This window comes from Rhizobium sp. BE258 (assembly GCF_031457345.1).
GTDB lineage: Bacteria > Pseudomonadota > Alphaproteobacteria > Rhizobiales > Rhizobiaceae > Rhizobium.
The window spans coordinates 162148-183294 of record NZ_JAVDWL010000002.1 but is presented as its reverse complement, the minus strand read 5'-3'; the positions used below and the strand labels follow the sequence as shown (position 1 = coordinate 183294).

Sequence of the window (21147 nt, the reverse complement as noted above, 5' to 3'; positions counted from 1 at the left end):
GGTACTAGCGGCGATAGTAGTAACGCGGATAGTAGCGCGGCCCGGCCATGAAGTCGTCGAAGTTTTCGTCGGCCTGGATACGGAAGGCGCGGGCATCGGCACGCCGGTCGAGATCGATGCGCTGCAGGCAGGTGGCAAAAGCGCTGGTGCTGGGTTTGAAACCGTAGCTCAGGCACTGCCGCTCGTCGGCGGCGCGCCGCTCTTCAGGCGTCATCGTCTGGCAGGCCGAAAGGCCGATCGCCAGCGCTGCGAGCGTGAAGGGAAGGGCGGAAAAACGCATGGTACAGTCTCCGGTGCGGGAAGCGGTGCTGCGGACATGAGGCGATTTGCCGGGCCGCGTCAACTCCACATCAATCCGCAGCGGAAAACGCGCGGTGCATCAGATTCGTTCCAGAACCTCGATGAACGCATCGGCGAACCGCACCAGATGCACGGTCTCGTCGTCCGGTGCCTGCATGCGGATCTCGATGCCGTCGCGATCGAGAACGGCAAGCACCACCCGCGTGTCCGACCCGGACGTCGGAACGCGCAGCACCGCGATACGGCGGCAATCGTCGATCAGCCCGGCAGCCGGAAGATCGAACAGGAATTCGCCGCCGGCCTTTCCGGCAGCCGTCCGCACCGCTTCGCAGAAGCCTGCCTCGCCGCCGGTATAGCCTTCCAGCGAGAGCTCCAATTCCAGAAGCTCCATCGGCAGGAAAGGCTCGGATGTATCGACCGCACCCAGCGCCGGCGCCTTATGTCGTTCTGTCATTTCCGGTGAAAGCATGGCTCTTCTCCTGAAACGCGCATGCCTCGCTGACGAAACATGCCCCACAACCTCCCAATCGGCAGGAAAACCCGCCAGAATGGCCTTTTTACGGCATATCAGACATTGCTCATGCAGGCCATCTCCGCCTTTTGGTGGATTGAGGCCTCCCGCGAGAGACAACAGTTTCAAAATCTAGGCGAATCTTGCCATAAACAAGGTGCGGGTGCTTCGTGCGTCCGCGCCGGGCGTGTGCCCGCCTGTAACTGGTAAGTTTGATGGCCATCCGTTTCGACCGCCCCGTTTCCAGTTCGGCCCGCTTCGCGCGGCGCTTCGGGGCGTTTGCGCTGGTGCTTTGGGCTGCCGTGCTTCTGGCGCACCGCTTCGGCGGGCTGGCGACGCCCTATATGGTCCTGCTCGTCCTGGTATCGACGGGATTTTCGCTGCTCGCCTTCCTGCTTGCCTTCGCGGGTCTGAGAAGCCTCTGGATATCGGGTGCCGAAGGCGGCCTCGATGCCATGAAGGCCATCATTTTCGCCGCCGCCCCGCTGGCTTTCGGCGGTCTGGCAGCCGAGCGCTATTTCACCCTCCCTGCTATCTACGACGTCTCGACCGATCTCGTCTCGGCGCCGGAATGGCTGTCTCCGCCGCATGCCGACCAGATCTGGATGAAGCGCAGCACGGAGATTGCCGGTACCGATCGCGAAAAGCAGCTGGAAGCCTATCCCGAACTGACCGGCCGCCGCTATGAGGGCGCCATAGACCGTGTTCTCGATGCGGTGAAGAAGGTCGCGCGCCAGAACGGCATCACCATCACCAAAAGCAAGGGCGAAAGCGAACCGGCTCGCGATCTGGAAGATGCTCCGGCCAAGCCGCCGCAGCCGAATGGCGATGCGGTCGCCGAGGCCCCGGACCAGGTGCCCGTGCCGACGCCGCGCCCCTTCGATGATGACGTCGCCAAACTGATCCGCGGCGCCAATGGCGTGACGCTGCAGGGCGAACGCCGCACGCTGATCCTCGGCCTGCGCTTCGACATCGTCATCCGCCTGCGCGAAGAAGCCGAAACCACCTTCGTCGATATCCGGGTCGCCTCGCGCTATGGCCAGAACGACCTCGGTTTCAGCGCCGGTATCGCCGATCAGTTTCTCGAAGCGCTCGATGTCGAGCTGCTCGGCATCGCCGGCTGATCCGGCTCGAGCCAGCCGGTATAGCGCACGATCAGTCCTGTCAGCCGCCCGCCGATCTCGACGTGGAAGTGGAAGCGCCCGTCGCGCTGCTCTTCGAATGTATTGCCGTCAGGCGCCAGAAACAGTGGTAGGGGCAGGCCGAAGATCCGCCAGCCGCGGATGATGAGGTGTAGCCGTTCGCCCTCGGGCACTAGCGCGATAAACACACGGACCGGTCCGAAGTCCTCCGCTAGCAGGTGCGCGTGGTGTCCCGACGCTTCCGATTGACGGCTGCGGAAACGCCGGCCGCCGAAGTTCCGCGTCCACGTCTCCCGCCCATGCTTTTCCTTGAACGTCACGCTGACAGGGATATCGTCAGCGGCACGCGGAAAGCCGATGATTGCCGCGACGAGGCCGGCAAGCAGGCCGCTCCCGCGCTCCACTCGCGCCCGGCCGCAAACACGCATCTCGCCATCGTTTAACGCATGCATCGCCGCCACCGCCGGCGGCAGCATCCGCCATTCTTCATCGCCCAACACCCGCTGATAAAGCGAAAGGCGCCGATCGCCAGCACGTTGCCGGCGGATGCCTGTGCGGATCGCCAGGGGCCGAAACCCATCCTCGAAGGCGCCAAGCGGAAGCTCCGCTATCGCCGCGCGCGCCCCGCTGCCCGGCCGCTTCCCGTCTGCCAGCGCGCGCAACAGCACGGCTGCACCCATCGCCGGAATGAAGGGATCATCGCCTTCGGCAACCAGATGCCAGGTGGCGGCAAACGCTTGCCTGTCATGCCCCAAGCCTTCCAGGCGCACGAACATGCCGCCGCGGGCTTCGCCGGATGCAAGGCGGCGGCTCGCGGCATGGATCAGCGGCGCAAATGGCGCAAGCGACGGCAGCAGCCGGTAGCGAACGAGGCGGGCGGCAAAGATCAGGAGTGATTGCAGCCATTGCGGCTCCGTACCAGCCCCGGTAAAGGCCTCCCGCAAATGGCGAAACCGCTGTGGCAGAAGCGAAAGATCTGGCGTATCGGCCAGCAGAAAGCGGCGCCAGCGGAGCGGAACGCAGCCGGGCGGCGCGATCACCATGCCTGGTCCTCCGGCAAGCCCCGTACTCTCTGCCGGGATGCCGCCCCGCGTGACCTTGACCGGCTTTCCGGCATAGCTGGCGATCGCCCTGATGACGTTGAGCCCGATCGAGGCGCGCGGCGAGGGGGCAATTCCGCTGCTTACCTTGTGGACCTCGGCAAATTCGATCGCGAGCTTTTCGGCCGCCGCAAACGAGAGCGCCGGAAAGCTGCTGAGCCCGGAAAGCACGAAGACGCCGCGCACCTTCGCCTCGACGTCGAGCGCGTCGATGCCGCTGACGAACTCGCGGCTGTCTGAAACGTCGATGTAGTCGATCCCGAGCGCTATCGCCGCGCGGGCGACCCGATAGCGATCCTCGCCCATCTCCTGAAACGGTCCCGAGAGATCGGCGACGACCGCGGGCCTGAGCAACGCAAGCTGGGCCTGCACATCACTATTGCGGTCGAAGACCACGCCCTTTGCACGTCCCTCGAGCCCGGCGGCAAACGTCTCGGCCTTCTTCGCCGACCGCCCTCCGACAAGCAGATGGAAGCGCGGATCCCCGGCCAGCAAGCGTGCCAGCCGGCTGCCGAACGCGCCGTAGCCGCCGATGATCAGCACGCGAAGCCCGCTTGTACTCATCCGAGAAAGCGGCTCCTGACCTCAGGCGTCGGCACAAAACAACTGGCGCTGCGGCCTGCGATACGCAGCCGGTTGCGGGCGATGAATTCGTAGAGACGGTCGGCAAGCGGCCGCGGCAGGATGCGCAGTAGCGAGATGAGAGACCATGGGAAGCCAAGCCCGGCAATCATCCGGATCGACCCCTCGGACTTGAAATAGGCGCGTCCGCCGTCGATGAAGATGTTGGTCTCGTAGTCACGGGCATCGAGCCCATAATGCCGGTAAAGCGCCTCGCCGAGTGGCGATTGTGCGGTCAGGAAGCGGTAGCGCCCTGTTCTGTCGTGTTTCAGTGCGAATTTCACCCAGCCGGAGCAGAAGATGCATTCGCCGTCAAAGACGATGACAGGCGCGTCATCGGCAAAGGCCGGAACGCTGTCATCCATGCGGTAGCTGTAGGCTGCCTGCCCGTTTGTCATCATCCCGCCGCCCAATATTCGCCCATCAGTGCCGGTGGTCCGTGGGTCTTCACCTTGCCGCGCTCCACCAGATCCTCGATATGCGCCAGCACCGAAAGGCCGGCGGCTCCATGCAGCCGCGGATCGGTATCGCGGTAGATCGCCTTGACCATGTCGGGGATCCGCCGGTCGCCGCCCTTGATGCGTTCCAGGATCGCCCGTTCGCGCATGCGCCGGTGCGTTTTCAGCGCGCGCAGGAATGTCAGCGGATGCTTCACCGGCCCGCCATGGCCGGGCAGCAGCAGATGGTCGCGCCTTGCAATCAGCTTGTCGAGCGACGCCATGTAATCACGCATCGAGCCGTCGGGCGGTGCAACGATAGACGTCGCCCATGCCATGACATGGTCGCCTGAAAACAGGATCTCCGTGCCCTCGAGCGCGAAGGCCGCATGGTTCGCCGCATGCCCGGGCGTCAGCACGGCGCGGAGTGCAAATCCTTCGCCTTCGATCACGTCGCCATCTAAAAGCGTGATATCGGGCACGAAGCCGGTATCCGAGCTCTCGGCAAAGGGATTGATCTCGCCGGCATGCAGCGGCCGCGAGGCACGGTGCGGGCCTTCGCCCGCCGTCAGCGCCCCGGTTGCGGCTTTCAGCCGGGCGGCAAGCGGCGAGTGGTCGCGATGTGTATGGGTGATCAGGATATGCGAGACGCGGCGCCCGGAAAGGGCTGCCATCAGCGCCTCGAAATGCGCATCGCCCTCGGGCCCCGGATCGATGACCGCAACAGAGGATCCGGCGCCGACGATATAGCTGTTGGTGCCGTGAAATGTGAAGGGGCTCGGATTGTTCACCGTCAGCCGCTGGATGCCGGGCGCCACCGTCACCGGCATGCCATGGGAAGGCACGAATGTCAGGTCGAAACGCGGGCTCGGCATGGCTTACTTGTATTCGATCTCGATGAAGGACATCGGCTCGTCGCCGGCGTTGACGACATTGTGCTCTGTCCCCGCTTCGCGCCGGTAGGCCGCACCCTTGGCAATATCGACGCGGCGGCTCTCGGCCCCTTCCTCGATCAGAAACCGGCAATCGGTCATCGGCACCACGACATATCCGTAACCATGCGTATGCACGCCGGTATCCGCGCCCGGCTCGAAATCCCAGCGGGTGATCCGCACCACGGCGTCATCGAGCAGCAGCGTTGCGAGGGCAGGCGGGCGGGCACGGTACTGGCTCATCACTACTCCAGAAAGGCGTTCTCGTCTGATCAAAGACCTATCATGCCTCCCGCCGCATCGCACAGAAATATGCGGCTGCGCCGAACTTAGTGATTGTGACGAGGCGGCACCTTTGCTAATCAGGCCTCGCTTCGGCACAGCGGTTTCCGCTCAATGCCTGGTGGGGCGTCGCCAAGCGGTAAGGCACCGGTTTTTGGTACCGGCATTCCCAGGTTCGAATCCTGGCGCCCCAGCCACTATCTCTTCAGCGTCTTTGCATAGGATGCCAGAACGCGTTCATTCGCGTCGCTCGGCTTTTCCGCGCGACGTATTCATTTCCTCCACGCGACACATATCCACAAACGAAAACAGGCGGCCTCTCGACCGCCTGCCATAAATCTCGAACGCTGAGTCCGATCAGCCAGCCGGCTGGGCCGGGGCCAGGAATTCGGCGCAATAGGACTTGCCGCTTTCGCCCGGGATATCGTTGACCGTGCGGATGTTGCGGATCGTGTAGTCGGAATTGGTGGTGATTTCGGCCTGGCAGCGCAGGTAGAGCGTGCGGGCAGGGGCCGTCTGCTTGCCGCGCTTGCCGTTTTCGCCTTCGGCATATTTTGCTGGAACGCGCACGGTCTTGTAGCCGCCCTTCCAGGTGTAGACGACGGAGGAGCCATTTTCGGCGTCGCTGAGCGGCGGGCCGTAGGCGGCAAAGAACTTGCCGGCCGACTGGCCGTTCCAGCGTGCGGAAACGGGATCGCCGGCAGAAGGAATGGTCGTGCAGCCGGCAAGCGCAATGGCAAGCCCGGCCGCGGCAAAGGTGCGGAGTTTCATATGTATCGTCCCTGAATTGTCGCGCATTCGACGGCGGGAATCGCTGCAATGGAGCGGTTTCCGCTTGTCCCGGAAAGCGCTTTAGCGCGGAACCCGGCAAAAGAAAATTGCCCCGCCTTCGCGTTTGCGAAATTTGCTGCAGGTGTGTCTTTTTGTTGCAGGTTCGCAAGGCCTTGCGGGTGCCGCGCAAGGTGCTGCTGAATGCGTCAGTTTTTTGAAATTTGGCGCTTGCGCAATAACAGGCGCCGTTCTATAGAGGCGCCGCTGGTCACGGAGTGTAGCGCAGTCTGGTAGCGCACCACGTTCGGGACGTGGGGGTCGCAAGTTCGAATCTTGCCACTCCGACCAGCCGAAAAGCCCGCGCAAGTGGGCTTTTTTCTTTTGCGGCATCGCAGGTGCATAGACGATGAAAATGGATGGCGAGACATCGGTCGAGACGCTGGGCGAGCGCGCCTGCATCGACAGCAATGGCCTGCCGGTCAGGCTTTACGAGCGCCGCCATCTGATCGTCACGAATACCGCCGCCGGTATGCGCCGCTATCCCGGCGCCCGCTTCTGGTGCACGGGCGAGGGCGCTGCGGTGCGTCTCATCGACAGCTCGATGTTCGAAGTCGTCGATAGCGGCGAGCTGCTGGTCGTCATGGAATAGCGCGCCGCGCTCGTTCCCTCGAAACGCCGGATGACAAAAGGCTATTTTGCAGTCAATTTCCGCCTGCGGTGATCCGTCATAGGATATCCCGCGTAGAAGCATTTCAGCGCGAATTCCGCCTGCCCGGTTTTGCTACACCTTTCGTCGCAAAACGGAGAAGGGTTAGTGGACTCTAATTTAATTTCTCTTCACAAAGGTATGGCGAGTCGAAGGGGAGGCAGGTTCGCAGCGTGTAATGCCGGAATGGGGAATGCAGTGCCTGGTAGGGACAGTAAGCGCTTTGCGCATGTGAGATTGAGTGACGTTGCCAAGAAGGTGGGGGTCAGCCCTATCACCATTTCCCGGGCACTCCGCAATCCCGAAATCGTTTCCGAAGATTTGCGCCAGCTTATCCTGCGCACCGTCGATGAAATGGGCTACGTGCCCAACCTGGCCGCCCGGGCGCTTGCCAGCCGCCACAGCGGCGTTGTCGGCGTCATTACGCCTGCGCTTCATCAGCACGCCTTTACCGATATCATGACCGGCATCGAGGATCGCCTGCGGGCGACGGATCTGCGCGTGCAATATGCCAATACGCTCTATGATCCCGATCAGGAAGTGAGCCAGCTGAAATCTTTCCTGGCGCAGAAACCGGCGGGTATCATTGTTGCCGGTGCAGAATATTACGATGCCCTGGCGCCGCTGCTCAGCGCCGCCGCCTGTCCGGTTGCTCATATCGTCGATGTCAGCCAGAAGGCAGAGGGACTGGTGGCCGCTGTCGATCACTACGAGGCCGGCGCCGCCGCCACCCGCATGCTTCTGTCGAAGAATTACCGCCGCATCGCCTTTGTCGGATGCCGCCGCGATACCCGTCCGCGCCGCCGTTTCGAAGGCTATGCGGATGTGATGCGCCAGGCCGGGTATTTTGACGAGGCGCTCGTTGCAAGCTGCCTCGGGATGAACGGCATTGGCGCCGGACGCGAACTCTTCAGCAATCTGGTGGAAGCTGCACCCGATGTGGATGCGGTGTTCTGCCAGAACGACGATCTTGCCGTCGGTGCGCTTCTTGAATGCTGGACCCGCGGCCTGCGCGTTCCCGACGATATCGGCATCTGCGGCTTCAACGATCTCGACTACGCCATTCACTGCGAGCCGGCGCTGACGACCGTCAGTATTCCGCGCTATCAGATGGGCCATCGCGTTGCCGATATGCTGCTGAACGCGGTCCGTGAGGAGGAGCCCGGCATCGCCCATATCGACTTCGGCTTCCAGGTCATCGAGCGCGGCTCGACCCGGTAAAGCAAAGGGGCCTTTCGGCCCCTTTTTTCGTCTCAGATGTCGCTGGCGGCGTTCTTCCAGAGATCGGCGGCTTCCGCTGCCGTCATCCGCTGCACATGCGCCTCGTCACGGCGGCTGGCGAAGAGCTCGCTTGCCATGATTTGCTCGGCGAGATCGGCCGGGAGCGAGAGGATGACGCGAGCCTCGTTGCCATGCAGGCCGCTGACATCGCTGCGCTTGCCGCTGACCATGCCGCCGGCGATCGTGTTGTTGGTCTCCGGATCGATCAGGATGAAGGAGCCCGATGCGCGGTTCAGCTCATAGGGATCGAAGATCGCCGTTTCGTCGAAGATCAGCCGCACCTTGCCGATGGCGTTCATGTAGAGACGCTCGGCCGGAGCCCAGGCGCCGCTCTTCAGCTCCAGCTGGGCGATCGGCTGCACCTGGACGCGCTGGCGGCGGCTGCCGCTCTTCAGCCAGTAGCGCTTGCCTGATTCGATGCCTTCGGGCTGGAGCGCCACGATCTGGGCGTCGAAGTTCACACCCGTCTGCGGCTGCGCATCGATCGAGACGATCATGTCACCGCGGGCAACGTCCACCTGGCGATCGAGCACCAGAGTGATCGCATCGCCTGCAACAGCCGCATTGCGCACCAGATCGAAAGTGACGATCTTGGAGACATTGGCAACCATGCCCGACGGCAGGATCATGACGCTGTCACCCGGCTTCACCGAGCCGCCGGCAACCGTGCCCTGATAGCCGCGGAAGCTTTCACCCGGGCGCGACACGCGCTGCACCGAGAAGCGGAATCCGGTTGACTGGCCGGAGCGGACGCTCGCCAGTTCCAGCGTCTCGACCAGCGTCGGGCCGTTGTACCAGGGCATGGCGGCCTGGCCGGAATAGACGACGTTCTCGCCCTTCAGCGCCGACATCGGGATCGCGGTGATCTGCTTGACGCCCAGCGACAGCGCGAATTCCTTGAATTCGTGGACGATCTTGTCGAAGCCAGCGCGGTCGTAGTTGGTCAGGTCGATCTTGTTGATCGCCAGCACGAACTGCCGGATGCCCATCAGCGACGCGATGGTGGCGTGGCGGCGGGTCTGTTCCAGAATGCCGGCGCGGGCATCGACCAGCAAAACGGCGAGATCGGCGGTAGAGGCGCCGGTCGCCATGTTGCGGGTGTACTGCTCGTGGCCGGGCGTATCGGCCACGATGAACGAGCGCTTGTCGGTCGAGAAATAGCGATAGGCGACATCGATGGTGATGCCCTGTTCGCGCTCGGCCTGCAGGCCGTCGAGCAGCAATGCGAAATCGGGCAGGCCGAGATCGTTCTGCTTGCCGGTGGAATCGCGCTGCAGCGTTGCCGCCTGGTCTTCCTTGACTGCCTTGGTGTCCCAAAGCAGACGGCCGATCAGCGTTGACTTTCCGTCATCGACAGAGCCGCAGGTGATGAGGCGCAACGGCCGCGTATCGCGCACGGCCGCAACAGGCTCGGCTGCAGGGGCGACGGCGTTGGCGAGGTTTGCTGCGGTCATCTCAGAAATATCCTTCACGCTTCTTCTTTTCCATGGAGCCGGATTGATCCCGGTCGATGGCGCGGCCCTGGCGCTCGGAAACCGTGGCGATCTCCAGCTCCGCGATGATGTCTTCAAGGGTGGTGGCCGTCGAGCGGATCGCGCCCGTCAGCGGGAAGCAGCCGAGCGTGCGGAAACGGATCGAATCCTCCTGCTTGACTTCGCCGGGCAAAAGCTCGAGGCGCGGATCGGTCGCATCGATCATCATGCCGTCGCGCTCGACGAACGGGCGCCTGGCGGCGAAATAGAGCGGCACGATCGGAATCTGCTCGGCCTGGATGTAGCGCCAGATATCGACTTCGGTCCAGTTCGACAGCGGGAAGGCGCGAACGCTTTCGCCCTGGCGGATCTGGCCATTATAGATGTTCCAGAGCTCGGGGCGCTGGTTGCGCGGGTCCCAGCGGTGGTCGGGCGTGCGGAACGAATAGATGCGTTCCTTGGCGCGGCTGGCTTCCTCGTCGCGGCGCGCGCCGCCGAAGGCAGCGTCGAACTTGCCGGCGTCGAGCGCATTGCGCAGCGCTTCCGTCTTCATGATGTCGGTATAGCGGGCCGATCCATAAGTGAACGGCGTGATGTTTTCGGCCGCACCGCGCGGATTGATGTGCTCGATCAGGTCGAGATCATATTCCTTCACGATCTTGTCGCGGAAGGTGATCATCTCCGCAAACTTCCAGCCGGTATTGACGTGCAGCAGCGGGAAGGGGACGCGGCCCGGATAGAAGGCCTTGCGCGCCAGATGCAGCAGGACGGATGAGTCCTTGCCGATCGAATACAGCATGACGGGGCGTTCGAACTCGGCGGCAACCTCACGGAAGATATGGATCGCTTCGTTTTCCAGTGCCTTCAGATGCGGATCGAGCGGCGGCTTGCTGCTCTGCGGATTGCTGAGTTCCGTATCCTGACGGGTATCGGGCATGTGTTACTCCAGACTTCTCACTCATTGCCGGACGGGAGGTTGCCGCAATGAAATCTTGTGACAGCTGGTTTCCGGTTGGCGGCGGTGGCCGCATTTGATCCGGAAACCGGCAGGTTATTGTTGGGCCGGGATCGCCGATGCCTCTTCGGCAACATGCAGGCCGCATTCGCGCTTTTCGTCCTGTTCCCACCACCAGCGGCCGGCGCGCTCGGGCTCGCCGGGCTTGATGGCGCGGGTGCAGGGCTCGCAGCCGATCGAGGGATAGCCGCGCGCATGCAGCGGGTTCACCGGCACGCTGTTGTCGGCGACATAGGCCTTGATCACGTCGATATCCCAATCGGCCAGCGGATTGACCTTCAGGAGATGACGCTCGGCGTCATATTCGGCAAAAGGCGTATCGGCGCGATTGTTGGATTGGCCGCGGCGCAGGCCGGTGATCCAGATGGTTGCCCCATTGAGTGCGCGCGCAAGCGGCTTCAGCTTGCGCACGCCACAACAGGCATGCCTGGCTTCGACGCTCTCGTAGAAGCCGTTCAGGCCGTATTTCGCCGCATAGGCGTCGATATCCGCCTGTTCAGGCTCGTAGCGGGAAATCTTGATGTCGTACTGGCTCTCGGTCTCGTCGATCAGCGAAAGCGTTTCCGGAAAGAGGCGTCCGGTCTGCAGCGTCACGACGTCGATCGGCAGGCGGTGATTGCCGATTTCGGCGGTGATCACCTGGTCTTCGATGCCGAGCGAGGTCGTGAAGACCACGCGGCCGCCGAGGCCGGCAACAAAGGCCAGCCTTCCGGCAAGGTCGAGAGACGAGAGCTTCGCATTCAGCGCCTCGGCCTCTTCGATTGTATGGATAACAGTCATGGCAATCCTGTCCTCAAGTTGGCCGGAGTATCGCAGCAACAGGATGGGTCGGACAGAAAAAGGGATTTCGAAAGCAGCATAAGCAGGAGCAAATATCTCTCCTAAGCTGCCGCAATGCAGAAAAGCAGCCGCCCCGGCGTCAAAACTCCGTCAGGCAACTCAATCTCTAGTGATTTAGTAGAGTTACACGGCGCCTGTCAATTCGAAATCTGAAGTGATGCGCGAAAACGTGCGAAAGGCGCAATTTTGACGTAGAATTGCGCCCATTGGCCGAGGTTCAAAAACAAGGCCAAAATGCTTGTATCTCAAGGCTTTTGCCGGCACGTTCAAATTCCGTTCATGCTGGCTGTGCCATAGGGGATAAGCAAAGCTTGAAAAGCGGCAGGGCTGAAGGGCCGCTGGTGTGTGTGACGGTCTAAAATGATTACGCAGAAAGCAAAATATGCGCTCCGGGCGCTGACGGTGCTGGCCGAGGCCGACGCCCGCGAACCGGTGATGATCTCGGACATTGCTGCACAGCAGAAAATCCCGAAAAAGTTTCTCGAGCAGATCCTTCTCGACCTCAAGCACCAGGGCATCGTCGCCAGCCGCCGCGGCAAGGCAGGCGGCTATCTGCTCTTGAAGCCCGCCGACATGATCACCTTCGGCGAAATCCTGCGCATCATCGACGGCCCGATCGCGCCGCTCCCCTGCCTGTCGATCACCGCCTACCGCAAATGCGACGACTGCGACGGCGAACAAAACTGCGAAATCCGCCACGTCTTCGCCAAGGTCGCCGACGCCACCCGCAAGGTGCTGTTCTCGACAACAATCGCCGACGCCGTCGCGCCCGCCAAGGGCGCTGTGGTCACGCGGATGCTGGCCTAGCTAGCCGCTTCTTCCCTCTCGACTGCCCGCCGCGCCCGAATGGCGGCGGCGATGAACACCCGTGACAGGCCGTGATAGAGCGGTTCGCGCGAGAGGATGCGCGAGGTCACGTAGCCGATCATCGAGACCGCCATGATCGGGATCACGGCCTGGTGGTCGCCGGTCATTTCGAGAATGATGACGAAGGCTGTCATCGGCGCCTGCACGACGCCGGCGAAATATCCGGCCATGCCAAGGATCGCCGCCAGCGCGATGCTGGTGCCGAGAGCCGATCCGACCGTGCTGCCGAAACCGGCGCCGACCGCAAGCGACGGCGCGAAGATGCCGCCCGGAATGCCTGAAAGCATCGACAGGAAGCTGGCGGCCAGTTTCTCGACGAAGAACAGCAGCGGCAGCGCATGTCCCTCGACGGCGCCGCGGGCCTGCTCGTAGCCGGTGCCGAAGGTGGTGCCGCCGGAGAGAACGCCGATGACGGCGATCGCCAGTCCGCAGGTACCGGCCAGCACGAGCATGCGCTTCAAGGGTTGCGGCTGCGCCCAGCGGCGAATCTTCTGGCCGAAATGCAGGGCAAAGCCGCTGAAGGCCGCACCCAGCGCGCCGCCGCCGATGCCGCAGACGAGCACGAGGCCCCAGTCGCGCAATTGCGTTGGCGCAACAGAGGCTTCGCCGAAATAGGTGTAGCTGCCTGCCAGCCCGAGGGCCGCGAGACCGGAGAGGATGACGGCCGTAAGCACCAGCCCGTTGGCCCGCGCTTCATAGGTGCGGCTCATCTCCTCGATGGCGAAAACGATACCCGCAAGCGGCGTATTGAACGCGGCAGCAATGCCTGCCGCCGAACCGGCAAGGATCAGCCCGCGCGCCTGCGCCATGCCGCCGAAGCGGGCAACCGCAAGCATGATCGAGGCGCCCACCTGCACCGTCGGCCCCTCGCGGCCGATCGAGGCGCCGGAAAACAGCCCGAGTACCGTCAGCACGATCTTGCCGAAGGCGATCCGGAGCGACAGCAGCCGCGTCCGGTCTTCCTCTTCGCGCAGATGCCGCGCGGCAATCGCTTGCGGAATACCGCTGCCCTGCGAATTCGGAAACAGCGTCGCCGCCAGATAGGCCGACAGCATGAAGACCGTGGGTGTCAGGATCAGCGGCAGCAGGAAGGCCCATTCGCCCGAGGATGTCAGGCTGCCAAACGCTTTCTGCGCCAGATCGGCGAGCTTTGCGAAGGCGACGCTGATCACCCCGATCGCCAAGGCACCGCACCAGAACACCAGCCGCGGCCGCCAGAGCGAGAAGGATCCCCAGAAGATACGGGAGCGGCGGAGCAGCTTGGAATTGCGATAGAAGGCAGGCATGGGGGACTCTGGCACGTGATGGGGGCTTAATCTTCTAGTCCCAATCGGCGGGAAAGATCACCCCTTGTTTCAACATTCGGTGAAATACCTTCCGAAGCCCGGGTGCTGCGCCACTTGCCCTTTGCCGCAACAGGGTAGGGAGACCTCATATGCGCATATCCTTGATCCAAAAATCGATCGCTGCCGCAGCACTCGCGGCGATCTTCGCAACCGGCGCTGCCGCACATCACGGCTGGTCCTGGGCCGAAGCCGAGCAGATGGAGCTGAAGGGCACGATCCAGCAGATCTCGATGGGCGGCCCGCATCCGTCGCTTTATGTCGCCGCGGCCGATGGCGTCTGGCGGGTCGAGCTCGGCAATCCGCGCCAGACGGAGCGATCCGGCTTCGTCGAGGGTTCGGCCAGGAACGGCGATGCGATCGTCGCACTCGGCAACCGTTCGCAGGACGCCAGTGAGAAACGCATGAAGGCCGTGCGCATCACGGTATCAGGCAAGCGCTACGACATCTATCCCGAACGCATCCAGACGAACTGACGGATGGCCGCAGAGCTCTTCGAATGGATCGCCGCAGCGCCGCCTGCCGTCGCCCTCAGGCGCTCGGCGCTGCTCTACATCGTCGTCAATGCCGCCCACATTCTTTCGATCGCGCTGCTGATCGGCGCGATCCTGCCGCTCGATCTCCGGCTCATGGGCTGGTTCCCATCGGTGCCGCTCGCCGTCATCGGCCCGTTCCTCTCCGCCGCGGCAGCCACCGGCCTCGCGCTGGCGATCGTCACTGGCACGCTCCTCTTCAGCGTCCGCCCCGCCGAGTACGCCGAAAACCCCGCCCTCCTCGCCAAGCTTTCGATCATCGCCCTCGGCATTGCCAACGCGGCGCTCGTCCACGCGGGGAGGGGCTGGCACAAGACACTCGCCGACGAGATCGCGCCAACACGCATCCGCATCGCCGCCGCCATCTCCGCCGCCGCCTGGATTGCGAGTCTGCTCGCAGGACGTTGGATCGGCTTCCTCTAGTTGATTCTGAACTTGAAGTTCGGCATCGATTTGAGCCGCAGTTCGCGATACGATATACATATATGATATCGCGGAGAGACTGATGCGCGCACTGATCGACATCGGCGAGGCCGAGCTGAAAGCATTGGATGAGATCGCCCGCGAGGAAAAGGTTTCCCGCTCATCGTTGATCCGCGAGGCTGTGGACGACTTCCTGAAACGCCGCGACCGGCTGAAGGATGAGGAGGCCTTCGGTCTCTGGGGCGATCAGGCTGCCGATGGTTTGGCCTACCAGGAAAAGCTTCGCAGCGAATGGTGAAGGCGCTCTTCGACACCAACATCCTGATCGATTATTTGAACGCGGTGCCGGAGGCCCGTGATGAACTATTGCGCTATGAGCAGCAGGCAATCAGCATCATCACCTGGATGGAGGTTTTGATCGGCGCCCGGCCCGAACACGCAACCGCCACTCGCGGCTTCCTGAACAGCTTCGATGTCATAGCGCTTGACGGCAGCATCGCCGAAAGCGCCGTCGCACTCCGCCAGAAGCATCGCATCAAGCTGCCCGACGCCATCATTTGGGCCAGCGCAGACGTTCACGCCATGCTGCTCGTTACCCGCAACACCAAGGATTTCCCGGCAGGCAATCCGGGCATCCGCGTGCCTTACCAGCGCTAGCGCAGGCTTGAAAGCAGCACAGTTTGAGAGCATCATGCATCGCAATTGCAACGCATGGAGCGAGCCATGAAAACCGCAACACTGCCATCCCTTCGCGTCGACCCCGAGCTGCGGGCAGCCGCCGAGAGCGTGTTGAAGGAGGGGGAGACCCTTTCGGCGCTGATGGAAGATTCACTGCGGCGTCAGGTTCACTATCGCAAGACGCAGGCGGAGTTTATCGCGCGGGGGCTGGCGTCGCTGGCCGAGGCCGAACGGACGGGCATCTACTATAGCGCCGAGGAGGTTCTCGGTGAGCTGAAGGACATGCTCGATGCCAAGCGCTCTGGAAAGCCTTCCGCTTGAGCTACAAGGTTCGGCTTACCGCAAAAGCCCGAGCCGATCTGAAGCGTCTCTACGCCTATATGTTGGATAGAGACGAAGAAGCCGCCATGCGAGCGCTACAGACCATAACATCTTCCATGGGCGTCATCGAAGAGTTTCCCTTTTCATGCCGCAAGGCACCCGGCGAAAACTCTCTGTTGCGCGAACTATTGGTGCCGTTTGGATCAGCGGGTTACATTATCCTGTTCAGGATCGATAACAGCAAAACAGTCACGGTAGCCGCCATCCGCCACCAGCGCGAAGACGACTACCACTGACCGTCTATCGGTCGCTCACTTCCCAGCGCGGATTGATCCACGGCTCTTGATTGGAGCGGGGCAAGGGCTGCTTGCCGAGAATATGATCGGCCGCCTTTTCGCCGGTCATGATCGACGGGCCGTTGAGGTTGCCGTAGGTCACATGCGGGAAGATCGAACTGTCGGCGACGCGCAGGCCATCGACGCCGATGACGCGGGTTTCGGCGTCGACGACGGCCATCGGGTCGTCCTTGGCGCCCATCTTGCAGGTGCCGCAGGGGTGGTAGGCGCTTTCCAGGTGCTCGCGCAGGAAGGCGTCGATCTCATCATCGGTCTGCACGCTCTCGCCCGGCTGGATCTCCGGACCGCGATACTGGTCGAAGGCCTGCTGACCGAAGATCTCGCGGGTCAGGCGCACGCAGTGGCGGAATTTCTCCCAGTCCTCGGCGTGACTCATATAGTTGAACTGGATGACCGGGTCGGCCTTCGGATCGGATGAGCGCAGCGTCACGTTACCGCGCGACTTCGAGAGATTGTAGCCGACATGTACCTGGAAACCATGGCTCTTGGCCGCCGCCTTGCCGTCATAGCTGATGGCGACAGGCAGGAAGTGATACTGGATGTCGGGCTGCTTGACGCCCGGGCCTGAGCGCAGGAAGGCGCAGGCCTCGAACTGGTTCGACGTGCCCAGGCCCGACTTGGTGAACATCCACTGCGCGCCCGCAACTCCCTGCCAGAACCAAGGCAGCCAGGAATAGAGCGACACCGGTTTGGTCGAGACCTGCTGGAAATAGAATTCCATATGGTCCTGCAGATTGGCGCCGACGCCGGGCCGGTCGGCCTTCACCTCGATGCCCATCTCCTGCAGATGCGCGCCCGGGCCGATGCCGGAGAGCATGAGCAGCTTCGGCGAATTGAAGGACGAGGCCGAGACGATCACTTCGCGGTTCGCCTTGATCACCTCGACCGTATTGCCACGCTCGATCTCGACGCCGGTAGCCCGGCCGTTCTCGATCACCACCTTGCGGGCGAGACCATAGACCAGCTTGACGTTCGGCCGCTTCAGCGCCGGTTTCAGATAGGCTGATGCAGCCGACCAGCGGCGGCCCTGGAAGATCGTCTGTTCCATCAGCCCGAAGCCTTCCTGCTTCGAGCCGTTGTAATCCTCCGTCGTCTCGAAGCCCGCCTGCTTGCCGGCCTCGACGAAGGCCTGGAACAGCGGGTTGCGGAAGACGCCGCGCTGCACATGCAGCGGCCCGTCCGTCCCGCGCCAGCCTTCCTCGCCGCCATGGCTGTGTTCCATGCGCTTGAAGTAGGGGAGCACGTCGGCATAGGCCCATCCCCGAGCGCCAAGCTCTTCCCAGCGGTTATAGTCCTCGGCGTGGCCGCGGACATAGACCATGCCGTTGATCGAGGAGGAGCCACCGATCACCTTGCCGCGCGGCGCGGTGATGCGCCGGTTGTTGAGGTTCGGCTCGGGCTCGGAGAGATAGCCCCAGTTATAGCGCTTCATGCTCATCGGCCAGGCAAGGGCTGCCGGCATCTGGATGAACGGCCCGAAATCCGATCCGCCTGCCTCAATGACGATGACGGTATTCTTGCCGTCTTCGGAGAGACGATAGGCAAGCGCCGAGCCTGCCGAGCCGGAGCCGATAATGACGAAATCTGCTTGCTGCATCTCAATATGCTCCAGCTGCAATATTCAGGTTGTGCCGTGGCCGCCCCCCTCTGGCCTGCCGCCCATCTCCCCCACGGGTGGGGAGATCGGCTGGGCGCAGCCGCTCGCTCGACCTCTCCGGCTTGGCGGGAAGCCAGCCACTTGCCGATCTCCCCCCTTGAGGGGAGATGGCCGGCAGGCCAGAGGGGGTGAACTTGCTCAGGGGCTGGCGGTTAGTGTCTCAATAAGGCGCCTGCACCGGCCCCATGCCGACATAGACGGTCTTCAGTTCGGAATAGTGCTCCAGCGCCGCTGCCGAGTTCTCGCGGCCGAAGCCGGATTGCTTGGAGCCGCCGAAGGGGATTTCGACCGGGCAGAGGTTGTAGGTGTTGATCCACAATGTGCCGGCTTCCAGCTGGTCGACGACGCGATGGGCGCGGGTCATGTCAGCGGTGAACACGCCGCCGGAGAGGCCGAACTCGGTGGCGTTGGCGCGGGCGAGTACCTCGGCCTCGTCGTCGAAATCGAGCACGCACATCACAGGTCCGAAGATCTCCTCGCGGGCGATCGTCATGCCGTCAGTGACATCGGCAAACACGGTCGGCTGCACGTAATAGCCTTCGCCGGAGACGTTGTTCGGAATGCCGCCGCCGCTGAGCAGCGTCGCACCCTCGGCCTTGCCCTTCTCGATATAGTCGAGCACCTTCTCGCGCTGTGCCCAAGAGACCATCGGTCCGAATTGCGTGGCTTCATCCATCGGGTCGCCGATCACGATCGCCTCGGTGCGGCTCTTCAGCCGCGCCAGGAATTCGCCCTTGATCTTCTTATGCACGAAGACGCGCGTGCCGTTCGAGCAGACCTGGCCGGTCGAATAGAAATTGCCGAGCATGGCGCCGCCGATGGCGCTGTCGATATCGGCGTCGTCGAAGACGATGATCGGCGATTTGCCGCCGAGCTCCATCGTCACATGCTTCAAATGGCTGGCCGCCGATGCCGCGACCTTGCGGCCCGTCGGCACCGAGCCCGTCAGCGAAACCTTGGCGACGTCAGGGTGATTGACCAGCAGCGGACCGGTGTCGCGGTCACCCTGGATGACGTTGTAGAGCCCTTTTGGAAGCCCGGCTTCCAGCAGGATTTCGGCGATCTTCAGCGCGCCGAGCGGGGTGTTCTCCGATGGCTTGAAGACCATCGCGTTACCGGCGATCAGCGCCGGCGCGCCCTTCCAGCAGGCGATCTGCTGCGGATAGTTCCAGGCGCCGATGCCGACGCAGACGCCGAGCGGCACGCGCTTGGTATAGGCGAAGTCGCCGCCGAGCGGGATATAGGAGCCGTTCAGCGCCGTCGCCGCAATGCCGCCGAAGAACTCGAAGCTGTCGGCGCCCGAGGTCGGGTCGGCAACGATGGTTTCCTGGATCGGCTTGCCGGTGTCGAGCGTCTCGAGTTCGGAGAGCTCGCGGTTGCGCTCGCGCATGATCTCGGCCGCCCGCTTCAGGATACGGCCGCGCGCCGTCGGACTCATCGCTGCCCATTCAGGTTGGGCGCGCTTGGCCGCGGCGATTGCCCTCTCGACGATCGCAGGCGTTGCAGCATGCAGCCGGGCGATCACTTCGCCGGTCGCCGGATAGATGCTCTCGATCACGCTGCCCGCGTCATCCTCGACATATTCGCCGTCGATGAAATGCGATGCTTTCGGCTGGGCTTTCATGGTCTATCCTTTGTACGGTTGGCGGCACGGGGAACAAGATGCCCTCATTCCTGTGCTTGTCACAGGAATCCAGCCACGGCGCGTCCGCGCCGTGAGAGACTTTCCTGCGTCTGAATTGGTTCTTCCGCGCCCAAGGACTTGGGCGCACTGCATTCCTGTGACGAGCACAGGAATGAGGGAGATATTGAGTGCTGTCATCGCTCCATCCCCTTCAGTTGCATCGTCACATAATCCTCCGTCAGCCCGATCGAAGCCTCGATACTGATCGGTGCCGATCTCAGACTTTGGCGGATATAGAGCCCGTCGATCATCGCCGCAGCGCCTTCGGCGATGCGTTCTGCGGCATCGGCAGGGCAGAGGGGCTTCAGGTTGGCGAGCAGGTTGGAGCGCAGCCGCCGGGCATAGATGACGAGGAACCGGCGCGTCTCCTCCGAACTCTGCGCCTCGGCATAGAAGGCCAGCCAGGCGGCAATCGTCTCCGGCGCGAACTGATCGGCCTGGAAGCTGACACGGATGACGGCGGAGAGTTTTTCGCGTGGCGTAGCGGCCGCCTTCAGCGCTGTCACCGCGTCGTTGCGCAACTGGCGTAGAAGCGAGCGGACGGTCTCGATCAGCAGCTGTTCCTTGCTGCCGAAATAGTGATGGGCAAGGGCGGGGGACACACCGGCCTGCCGGGCGATTTCGGACATGGTGACGGTCAGCGAGCCGTGATCCCCGATCACGCGCAGCGCGGCATCGACAAGCGCCTTGCGGCGCACGGGTTCCATTCCGACCTTCGGCATGATGTCCATCTTTCCAGATTGGCAGCACCTTATTTTTGATTGACTGACCAATCAATAAAAATCTTTCGTGCTCCCGCCTCGAAACTCAGCCCTTTCCGGATTGCAATTCTGCAGCATATCAACCGGAACAGGAGGTGTGCCATGGCAAGTGTCGCAAACGGAATTCCGTCTTCGTCCCTGCAGCCGAAATGGATGTGGTTCGCCGGGCTCGGCGTCCTGCTGATGATCTGCGGCGTCATCGCCTTCGCAAACCTGTTTGTCGCCACCGTCGCCTCGGTCTACTATGTCGGCATGCTGATGCTGGCAGGCGGCATCGTCTATCTCGCCCATGCCTTTCAGGTGCGGGGCTGGGATCACATTCTCTTCTGGATACTGAGCGGCCTTCTCTATGTGCTGGCCGGCGTCTTCGCCTTCATCAACCCGATCCTGGCATCGGCGGCGCTGACGCTGTTTCTCGCCGTCGCCCTCATCATTGCCGGGGTTTTCCGCGTCTTCATCGGCCGCCGCATGAAGCCGGTGAAGGGCTGGGGCTGGATCGTCGCCAGCGGTGTCGTCACCGCGCTGGCCGGCTTCGTCATCGCCCTCGGCTGGCCGGTCAACAGCCTCTGGATCCTCGGGCTTTTCCTCGCCGCCGACCTTTTGCTGCAGGGCTCCACCATGCTCGCTTTCGGCCTGGCGTTGCGGCGGAGTTTATGACCGTAATCCACAGGCCCGATCACGGATTATTTCTTTTTTTGACAAGCATATGGCGCAGGTCTAAAATTAACGCATACCAAGGCAGCGGCGATTGGACAGCCGGAAAGAATGCCAAGAATGGTCATGCGTCCCCCGTTGGGCAGGTTCTGCCCGGCAAAACGAAGGGAGGAATTTCATGCCGATGGTCACAGTTTCCATATCACCGGTACAGGCAGCAGGCATCCGTGATGCCGTCGATAGCGGCGGTTATGCATCGAGCAGCGAAGTGGTCCGTGAGGCGCTCCGCCTCTGGGACGCCGCCCGCAAGCTCGGCGAATACAAGGACGAAGTTCTCGCTGGCGAAAGCCATGCCCGCAGCGGCCGCTGCGTGGCCGACATGTTCGCCGATCATGAAGCGGTCCGCCGCCGCACGGCTTAGTCAAGTAGTTGATAAAATAAGAAGAATCTGAATTGTGGG

Annotated in this window: 26 protein-coding genes and 2 tRNA genes; 14 read left to right on the top strand and 14 right to left on the bottom strand. The window is 62.7% G+C overall.

The features are described from left to right. Window positions 1-4 precede the first annotated feature (4 nt). Window positions 5-280, bottom strand: a complete 276-nt coding sequence (locus J2X43_RS06135) for a hypothetical protein (protein WP_310291805.1) — start codon at window positions 278-280, stop codon at window positions 5-7. 99 nt (window positions 281-379) lie between these two features. After that, on the bottom strand, window positions 380-769 hold the full coding sequence (locus J2X43_RS06130) for a hypothetical protein (RefSeq protein WP_310291803.1): 390 nt from the start codon (window positions 767-769) through the stop codon (window positions 380-382). 257 nt (window positions 770-1026) lie between these two features. Here J2X43_RS06130 and J2X43_RS06125 point away from each other — a divergent pair, with 257 nt between their 5' ends. After that, complete coding sequence (locus J2X43_RS06125) at window positions 1027-1935, top strand: DUF1499 domain-containing protein (protein WP_310291802.1); 909 nt, start codon at window positions 1027-1029, stop codon at window positions 1933-1935. On the opposite strand, the gene J2X43_RS06120 is transcribed toward J2X43_RS06125, so the two are convergent. The 4 genes from J2X43_RS06120 to J2X43_RS06105 are packed head-to-tail and all read right to left on the bottom strand — an operon-like array spanning window position 1887 to window position 5286. Continuing rightward, complete coding sequence (locus J2X43_RS06120; protein WP_310291800.1) at window positions 1887-3617, bottom strand: DUF4166 domain-containing protein; 1731 nt, start codon at window positions 3615-3617, stop codon at window positions 1887-1889. The genes J2X43_RS06125 and J2X43_RS06120 overlap by 49 nt on opposite strands. Then, window positions 3614-4072 (bottom strand): thiol-disulfide oxidoreductase DCC family protein, encoded by a 459-nt coding sequence (locus J2X43_RS06115; protein WP_310291796.1) that lies wholly within the window; start codon window positions 4070-4072, stop codon window positions 3614-3616. Before J2X43_RS06115 ends, J2X43_RS06120 begins: the two co-directional genes overlap by 4 nt. Next, a complete protein-coding gene (locus J2X43_RS06110; RefSeq protein WP_310291794.1) occupies window positions 4072-4986 on the bottom strand; it encodes an MBL fold metallo-hydrolase in 915 nt (304 codons plus the stop codon). Before J2X43_RS06110 ends, J2X43_RS06115 begins: the two co-directional genes overlap by 1 nt. A gap of 3 nt (window positions 4987-4989) precedes the next feature. Next, on the bottom strand, window positions 4990-5286 hold the full coding sequence (locus J2X43_RS06105) for a cupin domain-containing protein (protein WP_112386405.1): 297 nt from the start codon (window positions 5284-5286) through the stop codon (window positions 4990-4992). Between the two features lie 161 nt (window positions 5287-5447). Between J2X43_RS06105 and J2X43_RS06100 the strand changes: the two genes are divergently transcribed. Further along, window positions 5448-5522, top strand: a tRNA-Gln gene (locus J2X43_RS06100). 160 nt (window positions 5523-5682) lie between these two features. Here the strand turns inward: J2X43_RS06100 and J2X43_RS06095 are convergent. Next, window positions 5683-6096 (bottom strand): hypothetical protein, encoded by a 414-nt coding sequence (locus J2X43_RS06095; protein WP_112386511.1) that lies wholly within the window; start codon window positions 6094-6096, stop codon window positions 5683-5685. A gap of 271 nt (window positions 6097-6367) precedes the next feature. On the opposite strand from J2X43_RS06095, the gene J2X43_RS06090 reads away from it, so the two are divergent. From J2X43_RS06090 to J2X43_RS06080, 3 genes are all read left to right on the top strand, one after another. Continuing rightward, window positions 6368-6444 (top strand) — tRNA-Pro (locus tag J2X43_RS06090). A 64-nt stretch (window positions 6445-6508) separates the two neighbouring features. Beyond that, the gene (locus tag J2X43_RS06085) at window positions 6509-6745 is read left to right on the top strand and encodes a hypothetical protein (RefSeq protein WP_162698651.1); all 237 of its coding nucleotides are present in this window, start codon (window positions 6509-6511) and stop codon (window positions 6743-6745) included. A gap of 243 nt (window positions 6746-6988) precedes the next feature. Beyond that, window positions 6989-8023 (top strand): LacI family DNA-binding transcriptional regulator, encoded by a 1035-nt coding sequence (locus J2X43_RS06080; protein WP_310291789.1) that lies wholly within the window; start codon window positions 6989-6991, stop codon window positions 8021-8023. A gap of 32 nt (window positions 8024-8055) precedes the next feature. On the opposite strand, the gene cysN is transcribed toward J2X43_RS06080, so the two are convergent. From cysN to J2X43_RS06065, 3 genes are all read right to left on the bottom strand, one after another. Next, complete coding sequence (gene cysN / locus J2X43_RS06075; protein ID WP_310291786.1) at window positions 8056-9537, bottom strand: sulfate adenylyltransferase subunit CysN; 1482 nt, start codon at window positions 9535-9537, stop codon at window positions 8056-8058. A 1-nt stretch (window position 9538) separates the two neighbouring features. Next, window positions 9539-10492, bottom strand: coding sequence for a sulfate adenylyltransferase subunit CysD (gene cysD / locus J2X43_RS06070; protein WP_112386401.1), 954 nt, complete (start codon window positions 10490-10492; stop codon window positions 9539-9541). Window positions 10493-10606: 114 nt separating this feature from the next. Further along, a complete protein-coding gene (locus J2X43_RS06065; protein WP_310291782.1) occupies window positions 10607-11350 on the bottom strand; it encodes a phosphoadenylyl-sulfate reductase in 744 nt (247 codons plus the stop codon). A gap of 420 nt (window positions 11351-11770) precedes the next feature. Between J2X43_RS06065 and J2X43_RS06060 the strand changes: the two genes are divergently transcribed. Continuing rightward, complete coding sequence (locus J2X43_RS06060; protein ID WP_112386399.1) at window positions 11771-12217, top strand: Rrf2 family transcriptional regulator; 447 nt, start codon at window positions 11771-11773, stop codon at window positions 12215-12217. Here the strand turns inward: J2X43_RS06060 and J2X43_RS06055 are convergent. Continuing rightward, the gene (locus J2X43_RS06055) at window positions 12214-13563 is read right to left on the bottom strand and encodes a chloride channel protein (RefSeq protein WP_310291777.1); all 1350 of its coding nucleotides are present in this window, start codon (window positions 13561-13563) and stop codon (window positions 12214-12216) included. The two genes, J2X43_RS06060 and J2X43_RS06055, sit on opposite strands and share 4 nt — an antisense overlap. 149 nt (window positions 13564-13712) lie before the next feature. Here J2X43_RS06055 and J2X43_RS06050 point away from each other — a divergent pair, with 149 nt between their 5' ends. The 6 genes from J2X43_RS06050 (at window position 13713) to J2X43_RS06025 (ending at window position 15871) form a co-directional block, all read left to right on the top strand. Continuing rightward, window positions 13713-14096: a DUF6152 family protein gene (locus J2X43_RS06050; protein WP_112386396.1), complete on the top strand. Its 384-nt coding sequence runs from the start codon at window positions 13713-13715 to the stop codon at window positions 14094-14096. Between the two features lie 3 nt (window positions 14097-14099). Further along, window positions 14100-14576 (top strand): DUF6644 family protein, encoded by a 477-nt coding sequence (locus J2X43_RS06045; RefSeq protein WP_310291773.1) that lies wholly within the window; start codon window positions 14100-14102, stop codon window positions 14574-14576. Window positions 14577-14658: 82 nt separating this feature from the next. After that, the gene (locus J2X43_RS06040; protein ID WP_310291771.1) at window positions 14659-14874 is read left to right on the top strand and encodes a ribbon-helix-helix protein, CopG family; all 216 of its coding nucleotides are present in this window, start codon (window positions 14659-14661) and stop codon (window positions 14872-14874) included. Continuing rightward, on the top strand, window positions 14868-15233 hold the full coding sequence (locus J2X43_RS06035; RefSeq protein ID WP_112386394.1) for a type II toxin-antitoxin system VapC family toxin: 366 nt from the start codon (window positions 14868-14870) through the stop codon (window positions 15231-15233). The genes J2X43_RS06040 and J2X43_RS06035 overlap by 7 nt, the downstream gene beginning before the upstream one ends. 66 nt (window positions 15234-15299) lie before the next feature. Continuing rightward, entirely contained in the window at window positions 15300-15575 is a 276-nt protein-coding gene (locus J2X43_RS06030) for a YlcI/YnfO family protein (RefSeq protein WP_112386393.1), read from the top strand. After that, complete coding sequence (locus tag J2X43_RS06025) at window positions 15572-15871, top strand: type II toxin-antitoxin system RelE/ParE family toxin (protein WP_112386392.1); 300 nt, start codon at window positions 15572-15574, stop codon at window positions 15869-15871. The genes J2X43_RS06030 and J2X43_RS06025 overlap by 4 nt, the downstream gene beginning before the upstream one ends. 4 nt (window positions 15872-15875) lie before the next feature. Here J2X43_RS06025 and betA read toward each other — a convergent pair whose 3' ends face one another. The 3 genes from betA to betI all read right to left on the bottom strand — a co-directional run bounded on the left by betA (window position 15876) and on the right by betI (window position 19994). Next, window positions 15876-17528, bottom strand: coding sequence for a choline dehydrogenase (gene betA / locus J2X43_RS06020; protein WP_310291766.1), 1653 nt, complete (start codon window positions 17526-17528; stop codon window positions 15876-15878). A gap of 220 nt (window positions 17529-17748) precedes the next feature. After that, window positions 17749-19212: a betaine-aldehyde dehydrogenase gene (gene betB, locus J2X43_RS06015; protein ID WP_310291763.1), complete on the bottom strand. Its 1464-nt coding sequence runs from the start codon at window positions 19210-19212 to the stop codon at window positions 17749-17751. Window positions 19213-19406: 194 nt separating this feature from the next. Beyond that, on the bottom strand, window positions 19407-19994 hold the full coding sequence (gene betI, locus J2X43_RS06010) for a transcriptional regulator BetI (RefSeq protein ID WP_310291760.1): 588 nt from the start codon (window positions 19992-19994) through the stop codon (window positions 19407-19409). Between the two features lie 141 nt (window positions 19995-20135). Here betI and J2X43_RS06005 point away from each other — a divergent pair, with 141 nt between their 5' ends. Then, window positions 20136-20690, top strand: coding sequence for an HdeD family acid-resistance protein (locus J2X43_RS06005; protein WP_310291756.1), 555 nt, complete (start codon window positions 20136-20138; stop codon window positions 20688-20690). Window positions 20691-20865: 175 nt separating this feature from the next. Continuing rightward, window positions 20866-21108, top strand: coding sequence for a type II toxin-antitoxin system ParD family antitoxin (locus J2X43_RS06000; RefSeq protein WP_310291753.1), 243 nt, complete (start codon window positions 20866-20868; stop codon window positions 21106-21108). Window positions 21109-21147 lie beyond the last annotated feature (39 nt).

Excerpts from the sequence above, each read along its gene's own strand:
- J2X43_RS06005 (WP_310291756.1), top strand. The coding sequence starts at position 20,136 with ATGGCAAGTGTCGCAAACGGAATTCCGTCTTCGTCCCTGCAGCCGAAA.
- J2X43_RS06105 (WP_112386405.1), bottom strand. The coding sequence starts at position 5,286 with ATGAGCCAGTACCGTGCCCGCCCGCCTGCCCTCGCAACGCTGCTGCTC.
- J2X43_RS06000 (WP_310291753.1), top strand. The coding sequence starts at position 20,866 with ATGCCGATGGTCACAGTTTCCATATCACCGGTACAGGCAGCAGGCATC.
- J2X43_RS06120 (WP_310291800.1), bottom strand. The coding sequence starts at position 3,617 with ATGAGTACAAGCGGGCTTCGCGTGCTGATCATCGGCGGCTACGGCGCG.
- J2X43_RS06110 (WP_310291794.1), bottom strand. The coding sequence starts at position 4,986 with ATGCCGAGCCCGCGTTTCGACCTGACATTCGTGCCTTCCCATGGCATG.
- J2X43_RS06135 (WP_310291805.1), bottom strand. The coding sequence starts at position 280 with ATGCGTTTTTCCGCCCTTCCCTTCACGCTCGCAGCGCTGGCGATCGGC.
- cysD (WP_112386401.1), bottom strand. The coding sequence starts at position 10,492 with ATGCCCGATACCCGTCAGGATACGGAACTCAGCAATCCGCAGAGCAGC.
- betA (WP_310291766.1), bottom strand. The coding sequence starts at position 17,528 with ATGCAGCAAGCAGATTTCGTCATTATCGGCTCCGGCTCGGCAGGCTCG.
- J2X43_RS06050 (WP_112386396.1), top strand. The coding sequence starts at position 13,713 with ATGCGCATATCCTTGATCCAAAAATCGATCGCTGCCGCAGCACTCGCG.
- J2X43_RS06035 (WP_112386394.1), top strand. The coding sequence starts at position 14,868 with ATGGTGAAGGCGCTCTTCGACACCAACATCCTGATCGATTATTTGAAC.
- J2X43_RS06055 (WP_310291777.1), bottom strand. The coding sequence starts at position 13,563 with ATGCCTGCCTTCTATCGCAATTCCAAGCTGCTCCGCCGCTCCCGTATC.
- J2X43_RS06125 (WP_310291802.1), top strand. The coding sequence starts at position 1,027 with ATGGCCATCCGTTTCGACCGCCCCGTTTCCAGTTCGGCCCGCTTCGCG.
- J2X43_RS06040 (WP_310291771.1), top strand. The coding sequence starts at position 14,659 with ATGCGCGCACTGATCGACATCGGCGAGGCCGAGCTGAAAGCATTGGAT.
- cysN (WP_310291786.1), bottom strand. The coding sequence starts at position 9,537 with ATGACCGCAGCAAACCTCGCCAACGCCGTCGCCCCTGCAGCCGAGCCT.
- J2X43_RS06130 (WP_310291803.1), bottom strand. The coding sequence starts at position 769 with ATGCTTTCACCGGAAATGACAGAACGACATAAGGCGCCGGCGCTGGGT.
- J2X43_RS06080 (WP_310291789.1), top strand. The coding sequence starts at position 6,989 with ATGGGGAATGCAGTGCCTGGTAGGGACAGTAAGCGCTTTGCGCATGTG.
- J2X43_RS06045 (WP_310291773.1), top strand. The coding sequence starts at position 14,100 with ATGGCCGCAGAGCTCTTCGAATGGATCGCCGCAGCGCCGCCTGCCGTC.
- J2X43_RS06085 (WP_162698651.1), top strand. The coding sequence starts at position 6,509 with ATGGATGGCGAGACATCGGTCGAGACGCTGGGCGAGCGCGCCTGCATC.
- betB (WP_310291763.1), bottom strand. The coding sequence starts at position 19,212 with ATGAAAGCCCAGCCGAAAGCATCGCATTTCATCGACGGCGAATATGTC.
- J2X43_RS06065 (WP_310291782.1), bottom strand. The coding sequence starts at position 11,350 with ATGACTGTTATCCATACAATCGAAGAGGCCGAGGCGCTGAATGCGAAG.
- J2X43_RS06095 (WP_112386511.1), bottom strand. The coding sequence starts at position 6,096 with ATGAAACTCCGCACCTTTGCCGCGGCCGGGCTTGCCATTGCGCTTGCC.
- J2X43_RS06030 (WP_112386393.1), top strand. The coding sequence starts at position 15,300 with ATGAAAACCGCAACACTGCCATCCCTTCGCGTCGACCCCGAGCTGCGG.
- J2X43_RS06115 (WP_310291796.1), bottom strand. The coding sequence starts at position 4,072 with ATGACAAACGGGCAGGCAGCCTACAGCTACCGCATGGATGACAGCGTT.
- J2X43_RS06060 (WP_112386399.1), top strand. The coding sequence starts at position 11,771 with ATGATTACGCAGAAAGCAAAATATGCGCTCCGGGCGCTGACGGTGCTG.
- betI (WP_310291760.1), bottom strand. The coding sequence starts at position 19,994 with ATGCCGAAGGTCGGAATGGAACCCGTGCGCCGCAAGGCGCTTGTCGAT.